Here is a 20,323-nt window from a genome sequence, read left to right as displayed (position 1 = left end):
TATATCTGGTTGTTTTAAAGAATTATAGCTAAAAATTTAGCTTTTTTATCATTTAGTGCTTCCATTGCATGTTCATAAGATGAATCGAAGAATATTGAATCGCCCTTTTCTAGAACAATTTCATTATCGTGTATGTAAATTTTCAAGGTTCCTTCGATAACATAGTTGAATTCTTGGCCTGGATGTGAGTTGGTTAAAGGTTTTCCTAATTGGGTCTTTGGTTTAACAGATACTATGAATGGTTCGGCTTTCTTATGTATGAATTTTTCAGCGAGGTTCTCGTATTTGTACTCTTTTCTTCTTTCAACTCTCACACCTTTACCTTTCCTAGTAACTGCGAATATATGCATTCTAGTTTCTTCTCCAGTGAGCAGTAGCCCCATATCCACATTCAATTTCTGGGCTATTTCGTAAAGTACACTTGCAGATATATCATTTTTTCCTTCTTCGTAACCCATATAAGTTTCAACAGGAACATTCAATTGGTTTGCCATTTCATCTATACCAATATCAGAAAGTTCCCTTAACTCTGAAACACGTTGAGCAATTTCTTTCATTTTCTCTTTCATGTTGAAACCTCTCATAAATTAAAAACATGGACACTTTTTAGTTTGATTTTATTAAAAGCTAGAAATTTTCAAACTCTAAAATATTTATAATGATTGTTAATGACAATTTATTTAAAATTCTGTTATATATAATGATCGCTCCTAAATTTAAAGTAATTTTTGAAAATGATTTCAACCAATCCAATTAAAATTATTGAAAGTTAGATAAATTGAATAATTATGAAGACTATAAAATTCATTATAACAAAAATGGAGGTTTTTTATGGACATGCAAATAAAAGTAGTTAAATTGGAAGCTCCAGAAGATTGTAATATAATATTGGGACAAAGTCATTTCATAAAAACAATTGAAGATTTGTATGAAGCCATATTTAATACAGTGCCTGGTGCAAAATTTGGAATAGCATTTAGTGAAGCATCTGGAGACTGTCTTGTAAGAATTGAAGGTAATAGTGACGAATTATCAGAACTTGCCGGAGAAAAGATGCTAGAAATTGGATGTGGACATTCATTTTTAATATTTCTAAAAAATGCATTTCCCATTAATGTGTTACAACGAATAAAAAGTGTTCCCGAAGTTGTAAACCTATTTTGTGCTACTGCAAATCCAATTGAGATACTTATCGCAGAAACAGAACAAGGAAGAGGAATAATTGGAGTTATTGATGGTTTTAAACCGGTCGGAATTGAAACTGAAGATGATATAATATTCAGGAAAAAATTCTTAAGAGAAATAGGCTACAAGTTCTAATAAAACCCTTTTGATTATTTTATTATCCTTTTTAAAGTAAATAGTGATATAAACATTTCAAATAAAAAAAAGTTTATACTGCCCTGTCTAATATATAACTATTGATTTGTTTTAAAAAACTTCTATTAGCTAGGTATAGGTGATTAAAGATGGAAAAATCCAATATAGTATTCATAAAAAATAGAGCAAATACAAAAAAAAGTGAAGAAAAACTAGAAGTAGATGATCAACATGTTACAATACAGTCACGGACTGGAGGCAGTGTTGTAGTAAATTTTAAAGGATCTGAAGCCGAAATAATAGATATTGGTAATTTTTTCAAAGGAATTGACGAAGTTGAACCGTTAGCATTGAATATCGCAGGTGCAGGAGATGTTGACCACTACTTCAGAGGAATTTCTGACATGACTGCTAACGATGATGGACTGTTCAATCTAAGTGTGACTTTGCAGTTTTTATCAACAACTGTTTAATTGCCAGAATGCTTCTCAAATATAGAAGGTATTTCATTGGGATGTTCAAAAACGAAGGTGTTGGGCATTTTAGATAGTTTTTCAACGTGTTCAGCATCTTCATGAGTAATTTTTAATTCTAGATCTTTTCCATTAGGTAGCTGTGTAATTACACTTCCCTCTCTAAAGTCTGTTGGCATAATATAGATAGGTGTCGATGTTTTCTGACCCATTATAGCCGCATTTGTAAGTAATGTGTCAGCTATCCTTAGTGATATCTTTGCTACTGTGTTAGAGGTTGCTGGTGCTACCAAGAGAAATTCATAACTCCCAAGTTGAATTTGTCCAGCTAAAAAAGGTGCATTTGCATTTATTTCCGTCCAAGTTTTATCAAAAATTGTTTCCAATGTATTTGAAAGATTATAATATTTTAAAACTTGATCACCGGCTTTGGAAATGAAAACTCTAATATCATAGATTTTTCTGTACTTCTTTTTCATTTTTTCCATAATCTCTACAGTTTCCATAATCTTTTCGCCACTTCCAGTTATGCCCCATGCAACTTTCCTTCTTTTTCCCTTGACTATCATAGTTATAATTTTGTTGTTTCAAGGTAAAATTTTTTTCTGAACTTAGATAACCAACTTGTAAAGTATAAGAAAAAGTGATTGTATACATAAATTATTAAAAAGTAAAATATCCTAAATAAATATCCAAATCACTATAGGGGTGTTAAAATAGAAGAACAAAATAATTATAAATGTGAATGTGAAAATGGAGGAAAAATAGAGACTTGCTATTTCTGTCTTCAAAAATTCGATATGAACAAAGACGATGCAAGTCATTATAAATATGAAAAATATCCCATGTGTGCCTACTGTTCAGAGTTTTACGGGTTTTACAAAGATTGAATTTTTTGAAAGTTATATATTAAATAGTTACAAAAAAAATGGGTATTTTAAATTATTGTTTCATATTTTCTTTAACGAGTGAGATTCCCCATTCAGCCATTTTTTTTGCATCGTTCTCGTTTTCAGCTTCTGCAAAACATCGGAATATTGGTTCAGTCCCTGAAGGTCTTATAATAACCCATCCCTCATCTGTCAATATCTTTACTCCATCTGTTGTATCTACCTCATACTCCAATGTTGCATCTGCAATTTTTTCCATGACTTCAACTTTAAAATTATCAGGACATTCAATCTTGAGCTTAGCTGAACTGTAACTTGGAAGTTCTCTTATTAACTCTGAAAGGGGTTTGTCTTCTTTTGCCATTATTTCAACTATTTTTGCTGTTGATAATGCTGCATCTCTACCATAAACAAAATCAGGGAATATTAAACCACCATTTTCTTCCCCACCAAATAAACCATCCATATCCTTTAATTCTCTTGCAACAATAAGATCACCAACTCTTGTAGCAATAACCTCGCCCCCGTACTCTTTTGCAATATCATATATTGCAGCGGATGTTGCAACAGTTGTTACAATTATTCCTCCGCCATTTTCTTTAAGCATATCCTTTTCAACTAATGCAAATGTTTTGTCACCAAAAACAAAATCTCCATTCTCATCGATACATATTGTACGATCTGCATCCCCATCATGAGCAATTCCCAAGTCAGCCTTTGTTGATTTCACAACTTTTCTGAGTTCTTCCAAGTTTTCAGCTGTAGGTTCTGGATTTCTTCCAGGGAAAAACCCATCAGGTTGACAATTCATAGTAGTTACTTCACAACCAAGCTTTCGTAGAAGATAAGGTGTCGTGAAACATGCTGCTCCACTTCCACAATCAACAATAACTTTCAATTTGGCGTTTTTTATTAAGTCCTGATTAACACGGTTAAAAACGTTATTAACGTATTCATCTATAATACCTGGGTTAGCAAATACTTCTCCAATTTCATTCCAAGAAACCCTTTCAGGATTTTCATTAAAGAACATATCTTCAATACTTTTCTCCATATCCTCAGGGATTCCAATTCCATCAGAATCAACAAACTTCAACCCGTTGTATTTTGGAGGATTATGAGATGCTGTTATCATTACTCCCCCATCATAATAATTTCTGACTGCAAACTGAACAGTAGGAGTTGGTAATATTCCTAGATCAACAACATCACAACCGGAAGATAATAATCCTGCAATAACAGAATGTTTTATCATTTCTGTAGATGTTCTCGGATCTCCGCCAACAGCAACTGTACCCTTTACAAGTGAACCATATGCTGCTGCAAGTTTTGATGCAAATTCTGGTGTTAATTCCTGATTTGCAATTCTTCTAACCCCAAATGTTCCAAATAATCGTTTTATCGTCATGAAAATAACTCCAAATTTTATAATTTCTTTTGTTAAAGGTATGAAACATAATATATTAAAATTTATAGTATTAATTTTATTGTTTTGATTCAATTCATTCAACAAGTTAAATCCAGGAATATGAATTTTAGATTTTAACTTAATATGATACAAAAATATTTTGAAGTTCTCACTTATCTTATCAATTTAAGATAATAAATTCAACTTATGCAATGATTTCAATTGACTTTGCATCCTTTAATATCAGTTCCATTCTACCATTATATTCTGTAACTGTACCTAAAAGTTTTATTCTTCTTTTATTAAGTTGAAAAATAGTTAGATTATTATTTTCAATATCCTTAGCATTTCTTTTAAAAATAACCACGTTAATTTTTCCAGTATTATCTGTTACTTCCAAAAAATATGTTTGACTTTTAGGAGATTCTTTGATATTATCCACTACTCCTTCAATCGTAATTTCTTCGTCAAGCATTCCAGGATCAATTTCATTTATATTTGGATGTTTAGGTGTTATCTGTCCTGCAAAAATCATCATGCCAACTATCCCTATGATTGCAGTTGCAAGTGCGATTTTGAACATATAACGATCTTTCATAGTATCAGTATGATAATTTTTATTACTGATAATATAAAAATTAATACGAAAAATGATTTAAATTTTCACAAAAAAATTAAAAAGAAATCCATAACTAAAGAAATCGACTTCAATCAGGACCTTTGAACATAGAATCAATTCTTTCAACTGTATCTATATCATCAATACTCAGATCATCCCTTATCCTTTTTACAACAGGGAAACGTAGGGAATAACCACTTTCATATTCCGGACTTTTAACTATTTCACTGTAAGCTATTTCAAGAATGATATGAGGGGCTATTTTAACTTGTCTACCTATTTTACTTGTTATTAGAGGTTCTGTTAGTGTAGAAAGTTCCAATAATGTTTGATCGTCTAATCCTGTTGCTGCATAGGCCAATGTTTTTAGTTCATTATTTTCATCTCTGGCTGCAAGAAGATAAGAACCAATTAGGTGGGCTCTTTTACCCCTACCATAACTGCCTCCTACAATTACAAGATCCAAGGTCTCAGGTTCAGCTTTAAATTTAAGCATCTTTTTACCTCGAATTCCGGGCATGTATGGTGCATGGGGGTCTTTTATCATTATACCTTCATGACCTGCTTTTATAGATTCATTGAAAAGATCTTCTGCATCTTGTAAAGATTCTGGAGTAACCTTAACATTTCTACTGAGTTGTATCCTATCTCCACTAACTGTTACAATGGATTCTAGAACCTCTCTTCTTTTCTCAAATGGAACATCTATTAATGGCCGATCATAATATAATACATCAAATAAATAGAGTTTAAGAGGCACCTCATCCCTCATCCTTTCAATATCATATTTCCTACGTACCCTTTGGAGAATGTACTGGAAAGAAATAGGTTTTCCATCCTTAGTAACTATTATCTCGCCCTCAACAATAAAATTCTTGGAAGGAAGAGATTTTCTAATGTATTCTACTATTTCTGGCACTGCTTTACTAATATTTTCTAATCTTCTAGTGAAAATATTAATTTCGTTACCTAATCTATGAATTTGAACTCTTATTCCATCATATTTGGTCTCGCATAGAGCCCATCCCATTTCAAGAATACTTTTAGAAATGCCAGGAGAAAGCTGAGCAAGCATGGGTTTCACAGGTTTTCCAGGTAATAAAGTGAGTTTTTGAAGTCCTTGGACCCCTTCTTCTTTTGATACCTCAGCAACCAGACCCAGATCATTGGTGAGCATATGCGCCCTTTCAACAATTCCTTTGTCTACATCGAAAGCCTGAGCAAGTGCATCTCTAATAGTTCCTTCACCAACACCCACACGAAGTTCTTCTATTACAGTTCTGGTGATATATTTGGCTTCTGTAGGTGAAGCAGAAGATAAAAGTTCCCTTAGAATTTCCAATTTCTTTGACTGTGCCTTGCTACCCGATATATTAGCAATCTTAATCAAATTGCTGTGTACCTTTTCAATTGTAAGGGATCTTGAAAAGAGAGTTGATTGCTTTTTTTTCATGAAAAGGTTTTGAGCTGCCTGCCCAATATCCCCTGCATCTCGTTGCATATCCTCAACATCTTCAGGTTTCACCCCTACTACAAAAGCAATGGCCTTCATTAAGAGTTTTGTACCTATTCCAAGTTCTTCTTCGCTCCAAGTTGGAAATACCCTACCCAATGCTAGCAATGTTACTACCGGGAGTAGTTTAGGATTTTTTTCACCTATGTCTGCAAAAAAATCTCCAAGTATGGAAGTCTTCTCAAGCCTCTTTGTTGTGGAATCCAAAGCTTCATAAACATCTACTATTCTATTGTAACTCATTCCAACTTCCGCTTTCATCATGTCAAAAACCTCAACTTCAAATTAATTAACTTAGATTAATCTAAACATATTTTTGCAATAAAATATCTTATTTACAATATAATTTTTAAATTTGATATAACTCTATTCAATATACTCTTACTAAGTTCAAAATTTAATAGTTTTGATTTTTACCTTGGTTTAGTGAATAACTAATGTATCATAAATAATAAAAATAAAAAAAACCCGAATTAATAATTTTTTTATCCCTTTGAATAAAGAAATTAATATATTATAAATTCAAAAAAGAAATTATTTAAGATTATATGAACTTTTCGAATCTGTCACTGGAAACTTTGCAAATTGGACATGTTTCAGGTGGTTTATCTCTTGCACAAAGGTATCCACAGACTTTACAGCGCCAAACTGGCTTTGATAGTCCAGTTATTTGAACTTCTTTTTCTTCCTTAATTTTTTCTCTGTCTTCAAATGATGGCCTTCTCTCGGGTATGGACTGTACTTTTTTCTTTCCAGTTAAGATTTCATTGGAAATATAAAGTGCACAATAGCAAGCCCCATATTCATTTAAATCAGGATCCCTATAATCACAAGGGCAGATGATATCCAAATCATCATTTCTTTCACCTAAAGCTAACCTACAAGGACATGCCCCATAACCATAACGTGCATTATTTATTAGAATGCTCTTTAAAAGCCCTTTTGTAAATTCAATATCATTGTTTAGAATATATCCTGATGATTCTGCTTCTTCTTTTACTTTAAGGTAGTATAAATCAACATCATTGTCTGAGGGCTCATTGGAGCCACTCATTCAATTGCCTCCTTTATTTCGTCTTCTTTAAATCCAATTATGGTTTTAGAGTCGTTTATTATTAGAGTTGGAAATGAAACTTGGGGATTCCATTTTTTTACCATTTCTACGACTTCTTCTCTTTCTTTGCCATTAAGTAGATCAACGTAAACATATTCATAATCTACATTAAGATCTTCAATTAATGCTCGGGTTTTTTTACACCATCCACATGTACTTAAAGCAAAAAGAACTAATTTCCCTTTATCCTGACCTTCAACGTGTTGCATGATCATTTCTTTAGCCTCCCTTGGCATTAGAATTATTTCTTATTCTTTTTTTATGTAATCAACCACTATTTAAAATTTTAAAATATTTAGTTAAAAAAGATTTAGAATGTGTTTAAGATAGTATTAATCACTAATAACTTATTTAAGAAAAAAACTATGGTTGTAAAATTTTGAAGAAAATCTACTTCTTGTTAAAATCTATTTTTTTAATTTCAACAAGACATTCTTCATCTGTACAGTATTCAAATATATGTCGACATTCACTACAGCGAATTACTCCTATTGTTCCCTGAGGTATATGTGGTATGTAAAATGCTTCATCATTAGTTCCGGTGTTTCTTTTTCGGGATATATCTTTATCCGTACATCCACATTCAGGACATTTTTGATTTAATTGTTCAGCTTTCATGAAATTAAACTCCATTTATATTCGTTTTCAATATTTTAATTTAATAATTAATTGTTTGAAATCATATAAATAGTTTGGCATGTTACAAACGATATTTTTCTTATAAAAAAGTTAGTTCCGAGTTCTAATCAATTGGATAGTCCGTAGAAATAAAATAAATTTAAATATTGTCTCTAACAAGTCTTAAAGCACAAAATTCACCACACATAGTACACATATCTTCAGATGTTTGTTTACGAGCTCTACATTTTTTTGGTTTTTCATTATCGAATGCTAATTCAAATTGTTTTTGCCAGTCGAAGTTTTTCCTTGCAGTTGCCATTTCAACTTCCTTTTCCCATGCACCATTTATACCCTTAGCAACATCAGCTGCTTCTGCTGCTATTTTAGAAGCTATAACGCCATCTTTTACATCTTCAATGTTAGGTATTGCAAGATGCTCGGCAGGAGTAACATAACACAAAAAATCCGCACCTGCTGAAGCAGCAATTGCTCCGCCGATAGCTGAAGTGATATGATCATATCCTGGTGCCAAATCGGTAACAAGAGGGCCCAAAACATAGAATGGGGCTTCCTTACAAACAGTTTTTTGGATCTCTACATTGGCAGTTATCTGATTGATTGGAACATGACCTGGACCCTCAACCATTACCTGAACTCCTTTTTCCCTGGCCCTACCAACTAATTCTCCTAGATTAACAAGTTCTTGTATTTGTGACAAATCAGATGCATCATGCAAACACCCTGGGCGAAGTCCATCCCCCAAACTTAATGTAACATCGTATTCTTCAACTATTTCTAATAAATAATCATAATTTTTGTAGAGTGGATTCTCTTCTTGGTTTTTAAGTATCCATGCAGCTAAAAAAGAACCTCCTCTGCTTACTATACCCATTATCCTGTTTGAATCTTTAACCTTAGATATAAGATCCTTTGTTATACCACAGTGTACAGTTACAAAATCAACACCAGCTTTTGCCTGATTTTCTATCGCACCGAACATATCATCTTCATCCATATCTATAACAGCCCCTTTTATTTTTGAAGCTGTAATACCTGCCTCATAAATTGGAACTGTTCCTATTGGTACTTCTACAGATTTCATGATGGATTTCATGACTTTTTCATATTCTGGTCCTGTACTTAAGTCCATTATCGTATCTGCACCATATTTAACTGCTGCTTTGGCCTTTTTAACTTCCCATTCAACTTTTTCAAGTTCTGAAGAAGATCCTACGTTAGCATTTATCTTGGTTTTAAGGCCTTTTCCTATACCTAAAGGTCTGCTTTTACTCCCTATATTTTTTGGAATTACAATACGTCCATTTGCTAAACCTTTAACAATTCTATGGGCATCAATACATTCCATTTCTGCTACTGATTTAATTTCATCTGTTATAATGCCTTTTCGGGCCTCTTGCATCTGAGTCACTTTTCATACCCCATATAAATCCATTAAAAAAATGTATTATTAAATTTTTAATATAACTGATAATTTTCAATTTTTCTGCCAAGACACTTCAAATTTAGTATTCAAAGGCGGTAATTTATTAATGATATGCTTAAATTCCTATATCTATTTGTTCCATTTCATAAGTGTGATCATTTAATTAAAATTAAATCTTGCAAGAACTTATAATAGATCATAACCAAACAAATGTTTTTATAGTATTTTTAATCGTTATATTCATATATTTTTCTATTTTTGGATAAATTTAACCTCCAAAATGCGATTCAAATAAAATAATAACTATATTAAGATTTAAAAATTCAGCATGAGTTTATTTTTTGAAATATAATATTTTAAATATCGAGATGAATAGAATAAATGTATGATAAAAAAGCTATTGACAAAGGATATCATGATTGAAGATATCTTTGTTACCTCGCGAAATGACTTGGTTGCAGCTGCAAAACTCAAAATGATGCGGTGTAACGTTGGAGGATTACCCGTCGTGGATGAAGGAAAACTTGTTGGGATGATAACACATAGAGATGTTCTTCTAGCAGGAGGCGAAGCATTAGTGCTTAAAGTAGAGGACTTGATGAGTAAGGATCTAATGGTTGCAGAGAAAGATACACCTATAATTGAAGTAACTAAAATAATGGCTGACAAAGGTTATCAGAGAATTCCTGTGGTAGATGATGGGAATTTAGTAGGCCTTATTACCCAGAGCAGTTTAATACGCGCACTAGCAGGTATTGACTGATAGATCTGAGATATCAATAATTATTTCATTTAATTTGATAAAATAATTTTGTATTAAATTCTGTTCTATAGAAAGGTTTAAGTGAGATGATACCTAACAGCATATAAGCCATGCCGGGGTGGCTCAGCTGGTTAGAGCGCACGGCTCATAGGGTATTAAGCACGTGCTCTGACTTTTTCCTGGGATACCGTGAGGCCGCGGGTTCGAATCCCGCCCCCGGCACTTCACATAATTTTATGGCCTCCAATAATATTCCAGAGACTAAATTTATTCTTTTTTATATTGTTTCAAATTCTTTTTTGCTTTTCTAAATAACAATTTTTATCTCAACAAAGAGAATAATAATTAAACAAATTTTTTGTTTCGATGATTATTTAATATTATAAATTATATGAATCAAATGGATGATATTATTGTAATAGATTCTGCTTTAGAAGGTGCAAAATGTCAGGAAATTACGATGAAAGAATATATTGGGAAATGATAGATCGACAAAAGGAAATTCTGAACAAAAAAGAACAATTAAAGCTTAAAAATTCTACAATAACAGTTATTGGCTGTGGAGGCATCGGCGGAGCTGCGATTGAGATGTTAGCCCGGATGGGTGTATCTAATATTAGAATAGTTGATAAAGACAAATTCGATGTTTCTAACATTAACAGACAGCTCATGAGCAGCATGGATAGTGTTGGTAGGGAAAAAACTGCAGTTACTAAGGAAATAATATGTTCAATAAACTCATTTGTTAATGTCGAAACCTTTGACACTGAATTGAATAAGGATAATGTCAGCGAGATCATTGCAGGTAGCAAAGTTATTGTTGATGCGCTCGATAACCTTGAATCTAGGATTATAACGTCCAGGTGCGCATTAGAATTAGATATACCATTTGTTCATGGTGCTATTCATGGCACTATGGGACAAATTACTACTTTTACCACGGAAACACCTTCTTATGAAGAAACTTTCAAATTAACGTCGTATCAAAAAGATCTAAATTCAGAAGTATTAAACGAATTAAAAAAGCTCACTAGAGCTGTTCCTCCCGTAATTGGGCCAATACCCAATATAGTTGGTTGCATTCAGTCATTTGAGGTTATTAAAATTTTAACTAACAGAGGAAATGTAATAACTGCACCTGATGTTTTGATTTTTGATCTAATGAAAAAAAACCCATTTTCAGTAATAAAATTCTAATTGATTACAAAAATTCTAATCATTATACAGTAATTGTTTTTTTGTTTGATCATAATAATTCCAATTAAAAATTTATGAGAAATCTAAATAATATAAATATACTCTATTAAAAAAGTCTAAAATGATTAAACTCGTTATCCTATTTATCACAGTTTTAGCTTTTATTTAGCCTACTTTTATCATTTATCCTGAGTAACCTCTAAAATCTAGAATATTTGATCTTCATAATCCCTTCAAAACATTTATATACCAGTAAAAGGAAACATCTTTCCGGTATAAAAGATCATGATATTTATTTCATGGAGGTATTAGATCTATGCAAGATAAAGTAGGAAAGGTTGTTCAAGACATCGAAAGATGCGGCACAAAATTTGTTAGGTTACAATTTGTGGATATACATGGAACCCCAAAAAACATGGCAGTCCCATTGGCTAAACCCGGAGACATTGAAGATATACTTAAAGACGGATTATTGTTTGATGGTTCATCCATAGAAGGATTCGTTGACATTAATTCCAGCGATCTGATAATAAAACCCGACCCAGATACATTCTCAACTCTACCATGGAGACCTGAAGAAAAGGGTGTTTGCAGATTTATATGTGATATCTATTGGCCAGACGGAACCCCATTTGAAGGTGATCCAAGGAATGTGCTTAAAAAAGCACTAGCAAAAGTAGAGTCCAAAGGATATGAATACAATGTTGGTCCAGAACCTGAATTTTTCATCATTGGAGAAGATGGAGATGGAAATATCATCCCTCATGACGATGGTGTTTACTTCGATGTTGAACCAGTTGACCAGGGAACAGACGTTAGAAGGGAACTAGTTTTAGGATTAGAATCACTTCACTTTGATGTTGAAGTAAGTCACCACGAAGTAGGTCCAGGTCAGCATGAGATAGATTTCAAATTCGACGATGCAATGAAAACAGCAGACGCTGTAATAACATTCAAACAGGCTATAAAAGCCATCGTTGATAATCTAGGATACATGGTTACTTTCATGCCAAAACCGTTCTTCGGAGTAAATGGTAGCGGTATGCATGTCCACCAAAGTCTATTCAAAAATGGTAAAAACATCTTCTACGACCCTGATGGTCAGGATGAACTCTCTCAAGAAGCAAGATACTTTATTGGAGGATTACTCAATCATTCAAAGGCACTCTCAGCAATAGTTGCACCAACTGTAAACTCATACAAAAGATTAGTACCAGGTTACGAAGCACCTTGTTACATAGCCTACGGACTTAAAAATAGGTCAACACTTGTAAGGATCCCGGCATCCCGTGGTAACGGTACAAGGGTAGAATTCAGATGCCCAGATCCTTCATGTAATCCATACCTTGCATTTGCAGCAATGTTAGAAGCAGGAATGGATGGTATCAATAATAAAATGGATCCTGGAGCTGCTACCGAGATAGATGTGTTCAAACTTGACGCTGCAGGACTTGAGAGTAAGGGTATTGAAACTTTACCTTCAAGCCTATGGGAAGCATATCATGCATTAGAAAATGATGATGTTGTAAAATCCTCCCTTGGAGACCATGTTTACAACCAGTTCATGGATATCAAGAGGAAAGAATGGGATGATTACAGGATACAAGTATTCCCATACGAACTCAACAGATACTTGATGATCTAAATCTACCTTCTTTTTTTATTTTTTTAAAATCAAAGTAATAAAAAAGTTGAATTTCTTAAAAACTTATTACAAAAGTATTTTAAAGAAAATATTCAATAAAAAAGCAGATAAATGATAAAATCACTATTATGAAGAGAATATATCTTAAAGTAACATTATCTGGTGAATAAATGCCACAAGAAACCGATCGTAAAATGATGGAAATTCTGCGTATTCTTGCTGATCGAGAAGTAGTTCTCGGAGCAAAGACAATTGCAGAAGAACTGAAAAAAAAAGGTTATGACCTCGGAGAGAGGGCAGTAAGATATCACATGCGTATCCTCGATGAAAAAGGATTTACAGAACGTATAGGGTATGCTGGAAGACAAATAACTAATAAGGGCCTTAAAGAACTTGAAAAAGGCCTAATTTATGATCAGGTAGATTTTATTTTCTCGAAGTTTGAAGACATGATATACCAAACTACATTAAATCCTTCAGATGGAACTGGAAAGGTTATTGTGAACACTTCATCATTTAAATACGAAAAAAATGTGATGGAAATTCTGAAATCTGTATTTAAAAAGGGGATTGCTGTAAGTCCTTATGTAAAGTTTCTAGACACTATTCCAAAGGAAGGTGGCGAAGTAAAACTTGAAACTGTCTGTGGAACCACCATTGACGGCATGCTTCTGGGTAAGGGAATTCCAGTTATTCCTAAATATGGAGGCATAGTTAATGTTGAGGATTATATTCCTACTAGGTTTACCGAACTTATTTCTTACAAGAAGACTTCTATGACTCCACTTGAAGCATTTACTGACAAGAATATGACATCAGTTCTAGAGGTTATTGATAATGGAAATGGTATTATACCTGCCAACTTCAGGCTTATACCAAAAAGTGCAAGGAAAAATGCGGTTAAGATTTTTGAAAATCTTCAAAAGTTAGGAATAATAGGATTACTCAAAATAGGTAATGAAGGAGAATCTGTGCTCGGAATACCAGTTGATGATAATATGGTCGGAATAGCTGTTATTGGCGGAATAGCACCACTTTGTGCAGCAAAAGAAGCAGGATTTGATGTTAATATTAAACTAGCCGAAAATACTATAGAATTCGGAGAAATGCAAAGCTTAGTTAAACCTAAACCCATTCTAAAAAATACAGGCCCTGAAATTCATGGAAAGGTGAAATTTCTACTTTCCAAAGCTTGGAATCTAATATATCAGGTGGATTTTGACCTTGAAACACACTCTGGAAACGTTATAAGCAACTTATCATACATTAAGACAGACGAACTTGATGATGCACTAGACATTTTTGAAGAGGTCATGAATACAGGTCCTCAATATTGTACCAGTAAATATTTCAAGATAATACCTGGAAAAGAAGCTGGTCAAACTGGAATAGCAACTGTGTGTAGTCTTACTCTCGATGGTATTTTGGTAAAAAATGGAGTATCAACCACACCTCAGTATGGGGGAATACTCGAATCAGATGGTAAAAAACCTAGGTTCATAGAACTTACAGCATACAGCGGTTCTTCATTAGATCCTCATGAAATTTATATTGCAAAGGGAATGACTTCTGTTTTAGACGCTATAAAAGGTTCAGGAAGAGTTCTAGCAAGTTTAAGGGAGATCCCTTATATAGCACGGCCATCAGCTGTTGATGTACTTGAAGAAGTTCAAGATGCGGGTTTTTCAGTTTTAAAGATTGGAAAACCAAGCGAATTAGTTTATAATGCAAAGGTTGAAAGATATCATGTTGGAATAGTTGCACCTGGAGGTTTAAATCCTATTGCTGCATTAAAAGAACATGGCATGGATGTAGAACCTAAGGCCGTTGAAACTTTGATGAAAGTGTCCGATATGGAAGAGTTTTGAATAAATATTATTAAAATTAAATTAATTATCTAAATCGTGCCTCAGACTTTTAGTGTCTTGCATTTGATATTATCTTCGACCATCCTATGGTTATCTCTTCATCTTCAGTATTATCAAAATGGAGAATGTAATGTTTATTCACTCAAGATCTTTGAACAGAGAATGGATACTACCTATCGACTTAAATTTAATCGATTCATTTTTCGAGAATTAAATTACATACGAAAAAATTGTAAACGATGTTAAGAAGGTTATCAAATGTTATTGTGGTATAAACTGAATATTGAAGTTAGTTCATTTATAACCAATATTTAAATAAATTCACTCTTTAATTATTTTTTTTAGAAAAAATTTTATTCCATCGATTATTACTGATTAAAATAATTATTTTGAAATATTATTTTAAAAGATAAAAAAATTGATAAAATGGTATATGTATATTAAGTTTTAAGATATACCATTACATCATGGAGGTCTAAAATGCATGGATCAAAAGATGGGCCGCAATACCGATTGAAATTTGATGATAAGATAATGTTATTGAATAATAAGAAATTTAAGCTTTTAAAATATATTGATGAATGTGGTTCGATTATGAAAGCTTCTAAGAAAGTGGAAATACCTTATAGAAGCTCTTTGAAATATATTGAAAATCTTGAAAAAGATATAGATGCTACAATTGTCTCCACAAAAAGAGGGGGGAAAGGTGGTGGAGGAGAAAGTAAACTAACTAATGAAGGTAAATTTATTCTTAAGGAATATAGGAAAGTTGAGAGTATTTTAAAGATGCATGAAGATGTTAATGAAATTGAAAGTAAAATTTTGGATGTTGATGAAAAAAATAAAATAGCTTACATAAAACTAAATAACGAAAAAGTAATTCTTCCACTTAGAGGGAATTTTAATATTGGAGACAGAGTTTTAGTTTTAATTAGCCCGGAAGATATATTTATAATGTTAGAACCTCAAGAATCAAGTGTTCGAAATATTTTTAAAGGCAAAATAACCAGTATGAAACTTAAAAACAATTTGATAAGGTTAAATGTAAATTTAGGTGAAGTTAATTTTTTTGTAGATGTAACTGAGTATGCCCGAGAGCAGCTCAATCTTACATTAGGTAAAAATGTTTTTATAGGTTTTAAGGCTGCTGCAATATCGATGGTTAAAATTTAAAATTAAGAAACATTAATAGTTGGGGAAATGGCTCTCGAATCGGTTTCTTGTTAAGATTCAACCTAATATAATTGTTCATATGGAATTAATGTTATCACACAAGTAAAAGATAATTGCATTTAAATCCAATTATTTCATTAAAAAATCACTGATTCATGAGGATCCTATCCGAGAATTCTTTAGAAAGTGTTAGATAATTAATAATTAACAAATAATATCATTTTGTATATTATTAATTTTTATTAATAATGAATATTTAATTAAAATTCATGAAAAAATTGAAATGAATGGTAGTGAATAGATTAAAGAGAGTTGTTATATAAATATAAAAAATATTAAGGTGATGCTATGAAGACAGAAAAGAAAACCGCTACATGTACTGAAATATGTGAATACGTTGAAAAAGAAGTTAAACCCGGAGATATTGTAAGGCTTTCCCTTGGACGCTGTTACATACCCGGAGAAGTCATTACAAATAACGAGGGAGTCCTTCAGATAGATATTGAAAGTGATATGATAAAAGGTTTAAGCTGTATTGATATTGAAAAATTGAAAGATTTCATAGTTGAAATTGAACATGAATGTAAAGACAGTTGTTGTGTAATTGAAGCCAAAGATGATTAAATATCTTTAATTTTTTATTAATAATATCAAAATATATTTTATTACTTATTAAATTTAGTTGAATTTTCATTTCACAATTTATTTATTTCATATTTAATCTAAAACGATATGTTTAAATATACATATCGCCAATATGATATCATCAATTTAGGGTGATTATATGTCAGTTATAATAAACACAGAAAAATGCGGTAAAATAGAAAACTGTCCCGGTGAAGGTTTATGCATAAAAATTTGTGAACAGGGCGCTTTAGTTGAAAAAGAAAATGATATATGCATTATAGATGAGAAATGTGATGATTGCGATTTATGCATACAAAATTGCCCAAATCAAGCTATATCCAAAGATTAAGGAGTAAAAATGGTAACTATAAACAGAGAAGGGAAAGAAAATCGGTCTCTAACCCATAAAAATGATAAATGTGTTGGATGCAGTATATGTTCAGACATTTGTCCTACAAAATCTATTAAATTAGGCCCAATATTGCCTATAGCCCGTGGGTTGCTACAAATGGATTACATTAATATAAACAAAGATTTATGTGTCCTTTGTGGACTTTGTGCATCCGTATGTCCTTTCGAAGCATTAGATTTCATTTTAGACAACAAAAACTCGAGAGAATTGGATAACTATCCTAAATGGGAAAATGAAGCCTGCATAAATGAAGAAGAATGTATTTATTGTGGAAACTGTGTGAAGGCTTGTCCTACAGAAGCAATATATTTAAACAGGAAACTGCCTAAGGTTGAGGATCTAGTGAGGGGAGAAGCTGAAATAGACCTTAATAAATGCATCTATTGCCGAATGTGTAGGGATATGTGCCCCGCTAAAGCCATAACAATCCAAGAAAATGAAATAAACTCTAGCAAACAAACCATTGCAAATGATATTGAAATAAATAAATCCAAATGCATCTACTGCGGTATCTGTAAGAGGATCTGTCCGGAAGATGCAATAAAAATAGTATGTACGACTTGTATGGAAAGGGATATGATAGAAACCCCTGAAGTTAAAGGAGAAATTATTTTAGATGAAGATAAATGCATAACATGTGGTTGGTGCGAGGATATATGCCCTGTAGATGCGGCAACAGTTATAAAACCGTTTGAAGGCGAAGTTAATATCAATGAAGATGAATCAATATGTAAAGGAGATTCATGTCATGCATGTGTCGATGTATGCCCTTGTAATGCCATTGCCATAGTTGATAATAAATCTGCAGTAAATCCGAATATGTGCACATTATGCGGAGCTTGTTTAAAAGCTTGTCCTCAGAAGATTATTGAAGTAAAACGTACCGATATGAAACTGAATAATATACGATCTAAATCTTGGAATAAAGTTCTAGGAAGTTTGATTGACAATCAATTTTGATCAATTTCAATGAAAATCCTCTATATTTATTGTTTTTTTTTCTTTTTTTTGCTTGTAACTAAAATAAAGGACTTAATTAAATGAAGTTTTAATAGCATTATTTTTAATTTTTTACCTTTCTTCTTACTCAATTTTTCTCACACTAAACCTTTTATAATCGAATATCAATATTATACATATCGAAAAAAAATTTCATAATATTGTAGAGGGAAAATTTTGAAAAAAATCATGACATTTCTAATATTTTTATCCTCAATAATCCTTATTTTTTCGGGACCGGTTGAAGCTGAACAGACTGTAATGACCAGCAATCACAATATAACTCTGCATGTGATAAATCATAATGGGGCCAGGATGAATGATAGTAGTGACAATACATATACATTCTTCCCTGGGACTGGAAGCGGAGGATTAAACGCTATTAAGATAATAGATAACATATCTAATCCATCGATTGGAAAGATAATATTCACAAATACACTTTCTGGAACTTTTTATTCCGCTTACAATGGTGGAAAGGGTTTTAATGATGAAGGAATTTTGATGCTCGCTGTAAATGGTACTATTCCTGATAATTTCCAACTCAACTTAAAAGCAAGTGGATATCAATGGACACCAGATGGAACTATTCCTTTATATTCAAACCTCCTCTACAACAGCACAACTATTGATGAAACATACTTTAAATCAGATTTCATCTATGGGCCACAAACATGGAAACCTTTTTACATTGCTAATTATCCATTATTCGAAAAGCAAGACATGAAGAATACAACAAATACCTTCAACATAATGCTAATTGACTTATATGCAGGAATGCTGAAATCAACAAACTATCCCGGAATTACATTAAATAATAATGGAGCAATAAAAATAGATTATTCATCCGAAATTTACCTGCAGGAAGTTTAGCAACTTTTAATATGTTTGGTTTCGCAGTTGCTTCTGGAAATGAGTCTATTGGAGTTGGATGGACTAATGCCGTAAATATAAATAATCTATCGTCAACATCAGCCTCAGGTTATTACATCAATGAATATGCTAAAATACCAACTAAAATTGTAGTTAATACAACAATGGGTTATAAGGGAAAAATAGTAAACTTAATTGCAAAACTCAAAGATAATGAAAATACTCCTATAAGCAGTGAAACTGTAAAATTTAGTGTAAATGGAATATTTGTTGGAAATACAATCACAGATGCATCAGGAATCGCAACTCTTCCATATACCATAACGCAAAACAGTGGAATATACACCATACTAACACAATTTTTAGAAAACACTATATACACAACAAGTAACAACACAAACAACCTAAACATAGATCCCACACCTACAAATATTATTATGAACCCAATAATTGGTTTTAAAGGAAAAATTGTAAACTTAATTGCAAAACTCAAAGACAATAACAACCAACCCCTAAGTAACAAAACAATAAAATTCAGCATATATGGAACTAATATAGGTAACGGGGTGACAAATACACTAGGAATTGCAAAACTACCATACACCATCCTACAAAACAAAGGAACATACACAATACTCGCAGAATTCCTACAAAACAACACATACGCAACAAGTAAAAACACAACCAAGCTTACAGTAGATAATACGGCACCATCCGCATCAGCTACACAAAAAGGGGGTTATTACAATACTACTACAATTGTTATTTTAAAAATGAGTGAGATTGGAACTATTTATTATACATTAAATAGTACTAATCCAAATATTAATAGTTCTAAATATATTACAAAACTTTTAATTACATCTAATAAAACCTTAAAATATCTTGCTATAGATTTAGCAGGTAATAAATCTCCAATATATTCACAGATTTATTTCATTGATAAAATTGCTCCTAAGGTTTCTTTAACCTCTCCTACAAATAATGCCGTCAGAGTGTCTTTAACTTCACCCATAACCATCAAGTTCAGTGAAAACATTGCTGCTGGAATAAATTATTCCAAAATTTACGTTAAAAATTTGAATACTGGTAAAATTATATCTACGACAAAAATCTTATCTTTTAACACTTTAATTATCAAAATGAGCTCTAGATCACACAATACCACTTATGTAGTTTATCTACCCTCAAATTCTATAAAAGATAAATCAGGGAATAACCTAAATATATCATTCAATTTTAAATTCAAAACTTTATAAGAATTTAAATTCTTTATTTTTTTATTTTTAAAGTTTCCATCAAATTTTATAAATGTAATAAAAACTTTTTTATATACGAATATCATATAGTTGCATATCGATATA

The 20,323-nt window shown here is 32.1% G+C and carries 21 protein-coding genes and 1 tRNA gene; 13 read left to right on the top strand and 9 right to left on the bottom strand.

What is annotated here, in order from left to right; genetic code table 11:
• Positions 1 to 14 precede the first annotated feature (14 nt).
• On the bottom strand, positions 15 to 569 hold the full coding sequence (locus tag DL91_RS00240) for a helix-turn-helix domain-containing protein (protein WP_048189726.1): 555 nt from the start codon (positions 567 to 569) through the stop codon (positions 15 to 17).
• Between the two features lie 262 nt (positions 570 to 831).
• Between DL91_RS00240 and DL91_RS00235 the strand changes: the two genes are divergently transcribed.
• Positions 832 to 1,320, top strand: a complete 489-nt coding sequence (locus DL91_RS00235) for an adenosine-specific kinase (RefSeq protein WP_156095862.1) — start codon at positions 832 to 834, stop codon at positions 1,318 to 1,320.
• 149 nt (positions 1,321 to 1,469) lie between these two features.
• Positions 1,470 to 1,793: a hypothetical protein gene (locus DL91_RS00230; protein WP_048189725.1), complete on the top strand. Its 324-nt coding sequence runs from the start codon at positions 1,470 to 1,472 to the stop codon at positions 1,791 to 1,793.
• Here DL91_RS00230 and afpA read toward each other — a convergent pair.
• From afpA to thiC, 8 genes are all read right to left on the bottom strand, one after another.
• Positions 1,790 to 2,362, bottom strand: a complete 573-nt coding sequence (afpA, locus tag DL91_RS00225) for an archaeoflavoprotein AfpA (RefSeq protein WP_048189724.1) — start codon at positions 2,360 to 2,362, stop codon at positions 1,790 to 1,792. The two genes, DL91_RS00230 and afpA, sit on opposite strands and share 4 nt — an antisense overlap.
• A gap of 373 nt (positions 2,363 to 2,735) precedes the next feature.
• The gene (glmM, locus tag DL91_RS00220) at positions 2,736 to 4,091 is read right to left on the bottom strand and encodes a phosphoglucosamine mutase (RefSeq protein ID WP_197050569.1); all 1,356 of its coding nucleotides are present in this window, start codon (positions 4,089 to 4,091) and stop codon (positions 2,736 to 2,738) included.
• Positions 4,092 to 4,296: 205 nt separating this feature from the next.
• Positions 4,297 to 4,689 (bottom strand): OB-fold nucleic acid binding domain-containing protein, encoded by a 393-nt coding sequence (locus DL91_RS00215; protein WP_048189723.1) that lies wholly within the window; start codon positions 4,687 to 4,689, stop codon positions 4,297 to 4,299.
• A gap of 109 nt (positions 4,690 to 4,798) precedes the next feature.
• Positions 4,799 to 6,466, bottom strand: a complete 1,668-nt coding sequence (locus DL91_RS00210) for an ATP-dependent DNA ligase (protein ID WP_048192250.1) — start codon at positions 6,464 to 6,466, stop codon at positions 4,799 to 4,801.
• A 301-nt stretch (positions 6,467 to 6,767) separates the two neighbouring features.
• Positions 6,768 to 7,277 (bottom strand): ferredoxin-thioredoxin reductase catalytic domain-containing protein, encoded by a 510-nt coding sequence (locus tag DL91_RS00205; protein WP_048189722.1) that lies wholly within the window; start codon positions 7,275 to 7,277, stop codon positions 6,768 to 6,770.
• Positions 7,274 to 7,552 (bottom strand): glutaredoxin family protein, encoded by a 279-nt coding sequence (locus tag DL91_RS00200; RefSeq protein ID WP_048192249.1) that lies wholly within the window; start codon positions 7,550 to 7,552, stop codon positions 7,274 to 7,276. The genes DL91_RS00205 and DL91_RS00200 overlap by 4 nt, the downstream gene beginning before the upstream one ends.
• A 175-nt stretch (positions 7,553 to 7,727) precedes the next feature.
• Positions 7,728 to 7,955: a TIGR04165 family Cys-rich peptide gene (locus DL91_RS00195; RefSeq protein ID WP_048189721.1), complete on the bottom strand. Its 228-nt coding sequence runs from the start codon at positions 7,953 to 7,955 to the stop codon at positions 7,728 to 7,730.
• A 160-nt stretch (positions 7,956 to 8,115) separates the two neighbouring features.
• Positions 8,116 to 9,387, bottom strand: coding sequence for a phosphomethylpyrimidine synthase (gene thiC / locus DL91_RS00190; RefSeq protein ID WP_048189720.1), 1,272 nt, complete (start codon positions 9,385 to 9,387; stop codon positions 8,116 to 8,118).
• A gap of 400 nt (positions 9,388 to 9,787) precedes the next feature.
• On the opposite strand from thiC, the gene DL91_RS00185 reads away from it, so the two are divergent.
• The 11 genes from DL91_RS00185 to DL91_RS00135 all read left to right on the top strand — a co-directional run bounded on the left by DL91_RS00185 (position 9,788) and on the right by DL91_RS00135 (position 20,218).
• Positions 9,788 to 10,165, top strand: a complete 378-nt coding sequence (locus tag DL91_RS00185) for an HPP family protein (RefSeq protein ID WP_048189719.1) — start codon at positions 9,788 to 9,790, stop codon at positions 10,163 to 10,165.
• 112 nt (positions 10,166 to 10,277) lie between these two features.
• Positions 10,278 to 10,387: transfer RNA gene (locus DL91_RS00180), tRNA-Met, on the top strand.
• Positions 10,388 to 10,609: 222 nt separating this feature from the next.
• The gene (locus DL91_RS00175; RefSeq protein ID WP_048189718.1) at positions 10,610 to 11,362 is read left to right on the top strand and encodes a HesA/MoeB/ThiF family protein; all 753 of its coding nucleotides are present in this window, start codon (positions 10,610 to 10,612) and stop codon (positions 11,360 to 11,362) included.
• Positions 11,363 to 11,678: 316 nt separating this feature from the next.
• Positions 11,679 to 13,007, top strand: a complete 1,329-nt coding sequence (gene glnA, locus DL91_RS00170) for a type I glutamate--ammonia ligase (RefSeq protein ID WP_048189717.1) — start codon at positions 11,679 to 11,681, stop codon at positions 13,005 to 13,007.
• A 170-nt stretch (positions 13,008 to 13,177) separates the two neighbouring features.
• Positions 13,178 to 14,875: a DUF128 domain-containing protein gene (locus tag DL91_RS00165; protein ID WP_048189716.1), complete on the top strand. Its 1,698-nt coding sequence runs from the start codon at positions 13,178 to 13,180 to the stop codon at positions 14,873 to 14,875.
• Between the two features lie 480 nt (positions 14,876 to 15,355).
• On the top strand, positions 15,356 to 16,048 hold the full coding sequence (locus DL91_RS00160; protein WP_048189715.1) for a TOBE domain-containing protein: 693 nt from the start codon (positions 15,356 to 15,358) through the stop codon (positions 16,046 to 16,048).
• Positions 16,049 to 16,396: 348 nt separating this feature from the next.
• Entirely contained in the window at positions 16,397 to 16,672 is a 276-nt protein-coding gene (locus DL91_RS00155; RefSeq protein ID WP_048189714.1) for a DUF2097 domain-containing protein, read from the top strand.
• Positions 16,673 to 16,832: 160 nt separating this feature from the next.
• Positions 16,833 to 17,024 (top strand): ferredoxin, encoded by a 192-nt coding sequence (locus DL91_RS00150; protein ID WP_048189713.1) that lies wholly within the window; start codon positions 16,833 to 16,835, stop codon positions 17,022 to 17,024.
• Between the two features lie 9 nt (positions 17,025 to 17,033).
• Positions 17,034 to 18,047: a tungsten-dependent formylmethanofuran dehydrogenase subunit FwdF gene (fwdF, locus tag DL91_RS00145; protein WP_048189712.1), complete on the top strand. Its 1,014-nt coding sequence runs from the start codon at positions 17,034 to 17,036 to the stop codon at positions 18,045 to 18,047.
• A gap of 216 nt (positions 18,048 to 18,263) precedes the next feature.
• Entirely contained in the window at positions 18,264 to 18,959 is a 696-nt protein-coding gene (locus DL91_RS00140) for a hypothetical protein (RefSeq protein WP_048189711.1), read from the top strand.
• Positions 18,960 to 18,970: 11 nt separating this feature from the next.
• Positions 18,971 to 20,218: an Ig-like domain-containing protein gene (locus tag DL91_RS00135; RefSeq protein WP_048189710.1), complete on the top strand. Its 1,248-nt coding sequence runs from the start codon at positions 18,971 to 18,973 to the stop codon at positions 20,216 to 20,218.
• Positions 20,219 to 20,323: the final 105 nt, after the last annotated feature.

Source organism: Methanobacterium sp. SMA-27 (genome assembly GCF_000744455.1).
Taxonomy (GTDB): Archaea; Methanobacteriota; Methanobacteria; order Methanobacteriales; family Methanobacteriaceae; genus Methanobacterium_B.
This window is presented reverse-complemented; position numbering and strand designations above follow the sequence as displayed.

Coding starts and splice junctions, on each gene's coding strand:
- DL91_RS00135 (WP_048189710.1), top strand. CDS start 18,971: ATGTTTGGTTTCGCAGTTGCTTCTGGAAATGAGTCTATTGGAGTTGGA.
- glnA (WP_048189717.1), top strand. CDS start 11,679: ATGCAAGATAAAGTAGGAAAGGTTGTTCAAGACATCGAAAGATGCGGC.
- DL91_RS00175 (WP_048189718.1), top strand. CDS start 10,610: ATGTCAGGAAATTACGATGAAAGAATATATTGGGAAATGATAGATCGA.
- DL91_RS00215 (WP_048189723.1), bottom strand. CDS start 4,689: ATGAAAGATCGTTATATGTTCAAAATCGCACTTGCAACTGCAATCATA.
- DL91_RS00185 (WP_048189719.1), top strand. CDS start 9,788: ATGATAAAAAAGCTATTGACAAAGGATATCATGATTGAAGATATCTTT.
- DL91_RS00200 (WP_048192249.1), bottom strand. CDS start 7,552: ATGATCATGCAACACGTTGAAGGTCAGGATAAAGGGAAATTAGTTCTT.
- DL91_RS00195 (WP_048189721.1), bottom strand. CDS start 7,955: ATGAAAGCTGAACAATTAAATCAAAAATGTCCTGAATGTGGATGTACG.
- DL91_RS00230 (WP_048189725.1), top strand. CDS start 1,470: ATGGAAAAATCCAATATAGTATTCATAAAAAATAGAGCAAATACAAAA.
- DL91_RS00240 (WP_048189726.1), bottom strand. CDS start 569: ATGAAAGAGAAAATGAAAGAAATTGCTCAACGTGTTTCAGAGTTAAGG.
- DL91_RS00165 (WP_048189716.1), top strand. CDS start 13,178: ATGCCACAAGAAACCGATCGTAAAATGATGGAAATTCTGCGTATTCTT.
- DL91_RS00155 (WP_048189714.1), top strand. CDS start 16,397: ATGAAGACAGAAAAGAAAACCGCTACATGTACTGAAATATGTGAATAC.
- fwdF (WP_048189712.1), top strand. CDS start 17,034: ATGGTAACTATAAACAGAGAAGGGAAAGAAAATCGGTCTCTAACCCAT.
- glmM (WP_197050569.1), bottom strand. CDS start 4,091: ATGACGATAAAACGATTATTTGGAACATTTGGGGTTAGAAGAATTGCA.
- DL91_RS00160 (WP_048189715.1), top strand. CDS start 15,356: ATGCATGGATCAAAAGATGGGCCGCAATACCGATTGAAATTTGATGAT.
- DL91_RS00210 (WP_048192250.1), bottom strand. CDS start 6,466: ATGAGTTACAATAGAATAGTAGATGTTTATGAAGCTTTGGATTCCACA.
- afpA (WP_048189724.1), bottom strand. CDS start 2,362: ATGATAGTCAAGGGAAAAAGAAGGAAAGTTGCATGGGGCATAACTGGA.
- DL91_RS00205 (WP_048189722.1), bottom strand. CDS start 7,277: ATGAGTGGCTCCAATGAGCCCTCAGACAATGATGTTGATTTATACTAC.
- DL91_RS00235 (WP_156095862.1), top strand. CDS start 832: ATGGACATGCAAATAAAAGTAGTTAAATTGGAAGCTCCAGAAGATTGT.
- DL91_RS00150 (WP_048189713.1), top strand. CDS start 16,833: ATGTCAGTTATAATAAACACAGAAAAATGCGGTAAAATAGAAAACTGT.